The following is a 6,747-nucleotide window of genomic DNA, read 5'->3' on the forward strand; positions in this document are numbered from 1 at the left end:
ATTTTATTCAAAAATAAGCTACAATCGGCTCCCTAAAGGTTTTTTTCATAAAAGGTAATTTCTTATTTTAAATAAACAGAAATCTCGTTTTCTGCTTGCAGAAGTTCTCTCAACATATCTAACTTCACAACCGCTCCACCTTGACGGTAAGGATTAGACTGCAGAATAAAGTCTACATTTTGTCCATTCACTTCAATTCTTTCCACATGCTTCGCATGAGCTTCCATATGATAAGTGATTGTAACAGGACGATTATCCATTTCAAACGAGAATACCAAGCCATTTAAATCAGTTGGTAAGACCGGATCTATGATTAATTCTTGATCATTAAATCGTAATCCTAAAATATTCGTAACTAATTGATTTAAATATATTCCTGGTCCACTAGAATAAATACGCCATCCACCTTTTACTTTCACTTCACCATTACGCAATTTATCAAAGTGTTCTTGGAAGTCATATCTCGATGAGAATGAACCATCTGAACTGCTAAAGTACGCATTACTTTGACGAATTTCTGCATTAGGTACATGCTCATGGATGTTAATCGGATTAATTGTGAATAAGCCATTCCATGCCTTCTCAGATGATCCTAACTTTGTCATTGATTCAATAAAACGAATATGTGCATGTACGTACTGTAATCCTACTTCACGGCCGACATTAGCTGCTTGCTCCGCTCGTTGGAAGAATTGGCTCACGCCACCGCGATAGGTAGCAGGACGATTCATTAGACGTACGCCATCCGAAAACGTTAAATGTTCCTCAATTAAAGCCACATTCTTCTTCGCTTGCTCTGGAGAAACCAGCTCGCTGATGATACTGCGCGTCATCGGTAACAGTCGATAATTAATGCCTGTTTTTGAATCAGTTGGATGGAGCATATATTCGATTTCATCAGCGCTTTCACAATACGCAAACCCAGCAATTACATCATCTTTAATTAAATATTCATGAAAGGCTGCTTTAATGTCTTGTGACATAGAAGTCATCTGCTCAGCAAATGAAGCATCTGATGCATGAAGGACAACACCTAATTGCTTAATAGTTTGATAAGCTAATGCAACCGTCCAAGAGCTTACTAATTTCTCTTTTAATGCTGAATTGGCAGGTTGTAATGTATCGTCCCAATCGCCCCCAGCATAATTGATTAATGCTGTATCATATAAGTAACGCTCGCTAATTGTTTCAATAGCTCGCTTCACATGAGCCAAAATCGTTTCTGAAAGTTCCGTTGGCATACTGTTATGATGATGACGATAAGGTACTTGTGATTCAAGAATCGAATCATCACCTGTTACACGAATATAATCACCTAAAGCTTTCAATGGCCAGAAAACAACATCTCCATGAGAATCATCTTGTTGCATATTATAATGATCAAACATAAACCATTGCGGCCACTCTTGATTTTCAATAAACTGATGACTAAAAATTTCTTCTAACACTTTCTTCGCAGCTTGATAATGACCAGCCATTAGGAAATATTCCATCGGCCCTTGGCAAACATCACGTGTTCCCCAGGCTGCACCACCAGGTTGTTCTAATCCATGTGGAACAGCATAGTGTACCATTGCGTTATGTGTATACCACCAGAAGATTTGGTTTAGTTTTTCAATGTCTTCTCGTTCCTGTCCTGGAATAGATAAGTGGAATCCACGGGTCAATTTTTGATATAGAGCATTGAATTTTGCCTTTTCTGCCTCAAATGAAGGAGCAACAACAAGATTACTCACTTCTTGTTCTAGTCTTCCTTGTATCACTATACTGAAATGATTTGTCTTTGCTAACTCCATCGTTAGTAACGTACCATTTCGTGTTATTTCATCTTCAAAGAATATACAGTCATCCTTCACTTCCATAGAAGCTCCGATTACAGACATGTTATATTGAATAGCAGGATACGTATTGGCTAAGAATGTACCTTCCTCTGGCTTCACTGTAATCGACTGCCCCTTGTGAGATACCAAGACAGGTTGTTCAAACTCTGTTCCACCCATTACAAGCTGATTCGTTACAATAAATTCATATTCTTTACCATTTTCCGATCTTACATCAAGGATGATGTCTGCTTGATCGCACGCTGAATAGGAAGTAACAATTACAACATCTTCATTGACCTTGTAATACCATTTCGCGTAATTCATATTAAGCTCATACGCGGCAGGCATCGTTAGTAAACGAAATTCTTCTTGTTGCTTTATGTATACACGTTGACCTGAATTCTTAAAGATATTTAATAGACCTCGTGGAGTTGACAATAACTTATTTAATGTCGTATTTCCAATTACCACTTGCGCATTAAATATTCCGCTCATATATGAAGTAGAAGTAATTAATCCTTTAGGAATTTCTTCTAGACTTAACCCTGAAGTAATAATATGTCCATGTGGACGCTCCACTCGTCTTTCCTTAGCCTGTAAAATAACATGCGCATGATCCGTAGTGAAGAACGACAGTAGTTGACTATCTTTCTTCTCCTCTAGAATTCTATTTGCAAAGTACTTTGAAGTTTCTTCTTCCGTAAATTCTTCCGAAACAAAAGGTTTACCGAACTGTTCTTTTACCTTTACTTTCGGTATAGAAACGAGAGGTGTTTGTAGTGGTTTAGGCGTTTTTCCAATCGCTTCTTTCGCCTCATCCACAAACTCAATTTCAGTAATCGCTTTAGCATGATGAGGTTTAAATATATTATAAAAACCTACTTTTCTCTCGCCATCAAGTTGGATTTTCTCTGTTTGTAGAGCAACATGAGAAAGCTCAAATTGATAATTTGAATTCGGTAAATCACCACTTAATGCAACAGGCTCGTTAGTGAATTTATATTCTTTTCCGAAGAACTGCATTCCATCTGTCGAAAATCCAATAATCTTCGTATCCGTTGATCCTTGTTGTAAATAAGGGAATTGTCCACCTTGTGTTTGATTTTGACGAGAACTAATCACATAGCCATTCTCGCCTTGCAAAATAACATGATCAAGGTATTGACTCATGTATAACTCATTTGTTGTTACTGCGCCTTTATCAGCTACACCTAAATCTTGAGCATAAATAAAGTCCACTTCACGTTCACTACCAGTTACATCAATATTCCAAGTCCAAATTCCTTCCTCATGAAGCATGAAGGTTACTTTGTAATTAATATTTTCATATGAACCAGACCAAACAGCACTATGTTCGTTATATGCAAATGTACTAGTTGATTTAATTCCTAATAAAGGCTTAACGTGAATGGTATCACCATCGTACACACGCATGTAAATATTATTCGCTGAACCATCTACCGAGTTACCAATATATTGATTAATCAAAATGTTGTCACCAACAAACTGATAAACATCACCAGTGGATAAAAACTCACATCTACTATTACCTTTTTCGAAGCGAATAATGTCTACTTTTTGTTCTAGCTGTAAATGCCTTTCTCCTGTAGCTACTCTCATCTTTTCCCTTCTTTCTTTAATTCTTGTTGAATTCACATTTTATTTCATCTTCATAATCGCGATTTCCTAAGAATACTCATCGATCAAATCAACAAGAAAAAATCAAAATTATGAAGTTATTGAAACGTTTCAATAACTTCACTATACATAAAAAAGTAACCGCTTTCAACATAATTTTTGTGAAATTCACAATTTATTCACTACTATAACAATGAGGGATGGACTGAAAGAAAAGGAGAACCACTAGACGCTGTAAATGTATTTCAAAAAATTTATGTTCATAAAAACAAAAAAAGAGCCACCTCCTGCATTGAAGGTAACTCTCTTTCATTCAGCTATTATTTCGCAACATTTCCTGCGACGTTCATTACATCCCATGTTCTTGCAAATGGTGGAGCATAACAGAAGTCCATCATACCCAGTTGAGAAGTAGTTAAACCGCTGTATATTGCAACAGCAAGAGCATCAACACGTAGTACCGCTCCGTTTTTACCAATTACTTGAGCACCTAAAATTTTCTCTGTCTCAGCATGGTACACTAATTTAACATGGATATCTTCTTGTCCTGGATAGTAGTTTGTTTGGTTTTTGTCCGAGATGAACACTGTTTTATACGGAATACCCATCTTTTCAGCTTCTTTCTCACCTAGGCCAGTTCGACCAGCTTCAAAGTCCATAACTTTAAGACAAGCTGAACCTAAAGTACCTTCGAAAGTAGAACGGCTTCCTGCTAAGTTTTCACCGATGATACGACCAATTTTGTTAGCAGTTGTTGCTAATGGAATGTACACATTCTCTTTACGGATTAGGTGATAGACGGATGCACAATCTCCAGCAGCATAAACATTTTCAATTGAAGTTTCACCAAATTCGTTAATTACGATTGCACCATTATCCAGCATTTCCATACCTGTTTCTCTTAAGAAAGAAGTGTTTGGACGTACACCTGTTGCGATTACAACGATATCAGCAGAGTATTCACCTTTATCTGTAACAACAGATTGTACTTTTCCGTCTCCTTTAAGAGCTGTAACACCTTCAGAAAGCTTAAGGCTTATATCATGAGCTTCGATTTCTTTTTCAAGAACTGAAGTGATATCACTATCAAAGCTGTCTGGCAAGATGTGATCTGTTAATTGAATTAACGTTACTTCTTTACCTAATTTCTTCATCGCTTCTACAACTTCAAGGCCAATGTAACCAGCGCCTATTATTACAACACTTTTGTTTTCTTCTCTCATTGCCGCTTGCTTTAATGCTCTTCCATCTTCCATTGTTTTTAAAGTAAAGATATTTTCAAGATCTTTTCCTTCAAATGGAGGAAGAACAGCTGAAGCACCTGTTGCAATAAATAAACGATCGTAGTTATCTTCGAACTCTTCACCAGTAGTTAAATTTTTCACTGTTACCTTTTTGTCAACAGTGTTAACATTCGTTACTTGATGAAGGATTTCTAATTCAATTCCTGATTCACGGAATTTCTCAGGCGTTCTAGCGATTAAACGGTCTTCGTTATCGTAGAAATCACCAACATAATAAGGTAATCCACATGCACCAAATGATACGATGTCACTCATTTCATATACTACAACGCTTGCATCTCTCGCCATACGTTTTGCTTTTGCTGCAGCACTCATTCCTGCTGCTTCGCCACCAATAATAATAATTCTCATGTTATTCGTCCTTTCTCAATGAAGCTCTTATAAGTTGAAGCATCTATAGATTAAGAAGTTGGTTCTCCCATCTAGTTCTCACTAGTGCTTGCCCTCCATATAAACAACTTCACTTCATAGTGAAGTGAGAGATCTAGCAATAGCCTGAACGGTTTGTTTACCCAAACCACATTTTTTATTAAGCTACACCTGAATCTTCATCGTCAGTTAAGCCCTGATTGCTGTTGTAGATTTTGGTATCCATTTCTCCTAAGATTTTAGCAGATACAACACCTGCAGTCATAGAACCAGACACGTTTACTGCTGTACGTCCCATATCGATTAATGGCTCGATCGAGATAAGAAGACCCGCTAAGCCTACTGGTAAGTTTAACGCCGATAGTACAATTAGAGCTGCGAATGTAGCTCCACCACCTACGCCGGCAACACCGAATGAAGAGATCGCTACGATTAAGACTACTTGGATAATGAATCCAGGATCCATTGGGTTAATACCAACAGTTGGAGCAATCATAACCGCTAGCATAGCTGGGTAAATACCTGCACAACCGTTTTGTCCAATCGATGAACCGAAAGATGCTGCAAAGTTAGCTACACTTTCAGAAACACCCATTCCTTTAGTTTGTGATTTAACACTTAATGGAATAGTACCCGCACTACTACGTGATGTAAACGCGAATGTTAAAGCTGGCATTGCTTTTTTAATAAATTGAATTGGATTTAAACCTACTACAGTCACTAAAATTAAGTGAACAATAATCATGATAATAAGTGCTACATAAGATGCGATTACAAATGTTGATAAATTAACAATACCTGCAACACTTGTTGTTGCAACCGTACTTGCCATCAATGCTAAAACACCAAATGGAGTTAAACGTAAGATTAAGGTAACGATACGCATTGTTACTGCATATGCTACACCGACAATTTTTTGGAAAGTTTCAAATTGCTCAGGCTTTTTACGCTTAATACCTAACGCTGCAATACCAACGAAAGCAGAGAAAATTACTACACCAAGAGTTGATGTTGGACGCCCACCTGCCATATCTTCAAATGGATTTGTAGGAATAAATTCTAATACTTTTTGCGGAATCGAAGTAGTAGCCGTTTCAACATCTCCTTCAAGTGTTTCAGCTCGAGCTGTTTCCGCTTCGCCAGCTTGAATTGATTCAGCGTTTAAGTCAAATAAGTTTGCAGAGAAGATACCTACTGCTGCTGCGATTAAAGTTGTGAATACAAGAATACCGATAATTAAACCTGCCATTTTTCCTAAACCTTTAGAAGACTTCAGGTTTGTAATAGCGGAGATAATTGAAACCATAATAAGTGGCATAACGATCATCTTTAATAAACGAACATAACCATTACCGATAATCCCAAACCAATCAGTAGAAGCTTTAACTACTTCATGGTCTGATCCGAAGAAAAATTGTAGTACTGCCCCAAAAGCAATACCCATTCCTAAACCGGCGAATACACGCTTAGAGAAAGAGACATATTTAGTTTGCATACGATATAAAACGAATACCATTGCTAATAATGCCGCAATATTTAATAAAACATAAACTAGATTAGAATCCAATTTAAGCACCTTCTTCTTTAAAGTTAGTCTTTCTTATTTAACATTT

General features: G+C 37.1%; 3 protein-coding genes. All 3 read right to left on the reverse strand.

All coding sequences use genetic code 11. The features are described from left to right. Positions 1–62: 62 nt before the first annotated feature. Entirely contained in the window at positions 63–3,443 is a 3,381-nt protein-coding gene (locus tag V7014_RS17370; protein WP_335508697.1) for a GH36-type glycosyl hydrolase domain-containing protein, read from the reverse strand. A 338-nt stretch (positions 3,444–3,781) separates the two neighbouring features. After that, positions 3,782–5,116 (reverse strand): CoA-disulfide reductase, encoded by a 1,335-nt coding sequence (locus V7014_RS17375; protein WP_335508698.1) that lies wholly within the window; start codon positions 5,114–5,116, stop codon positions 3,782–3,784. Between the two features lie 178 nt (positions 5,117–5,294). Beyond that, on the reverse strand, positions 5,295–6,650 hold the full coding sequence (locus tag V7014_RS17380; protein ID WP_335508700.1) for an L-cystine transporter: 1,356 nt from the start codon (positions 6,648–6,650) through the stop codon (positions 5,295–5,297). Positions 6,651–6,747 lie beyond the last annotated feature (97 nt).

It is taken from the genome of Bacillus sp. JJ722 (assembly GCF_036963345.1).
Classification (GTDB): Bacteria; Bacillota; Bacilli; order Bacillales; family DSM-1321; genus Bacillus_AD.

Excerpts from the sequence above, each read along its gene's own strand:
- V7014_RS17370 (WP_335508697.1), bottom strand. The coding sequence starts at position 3,443 with ATGAGAGTAGCTACAGGAGAAAGGCATTTACAGCTAGAACAAAAAGTA.
- V7014_RS17375 (WP_335508698.1), bottom strand. The coding sequence starts at position 5,116 with ATGAGAATTATTATTATTGGTGGCGAAGCAGCAGGAATGAGTGCTGCA.
- V7014_RS17380 (WP_335508700.1), bottom strand. The coding sequence starts at position 6,650 with ATGGTATTCGTTTTATATCGTATGCAAACTAAATATGTCTCTTTCTCT.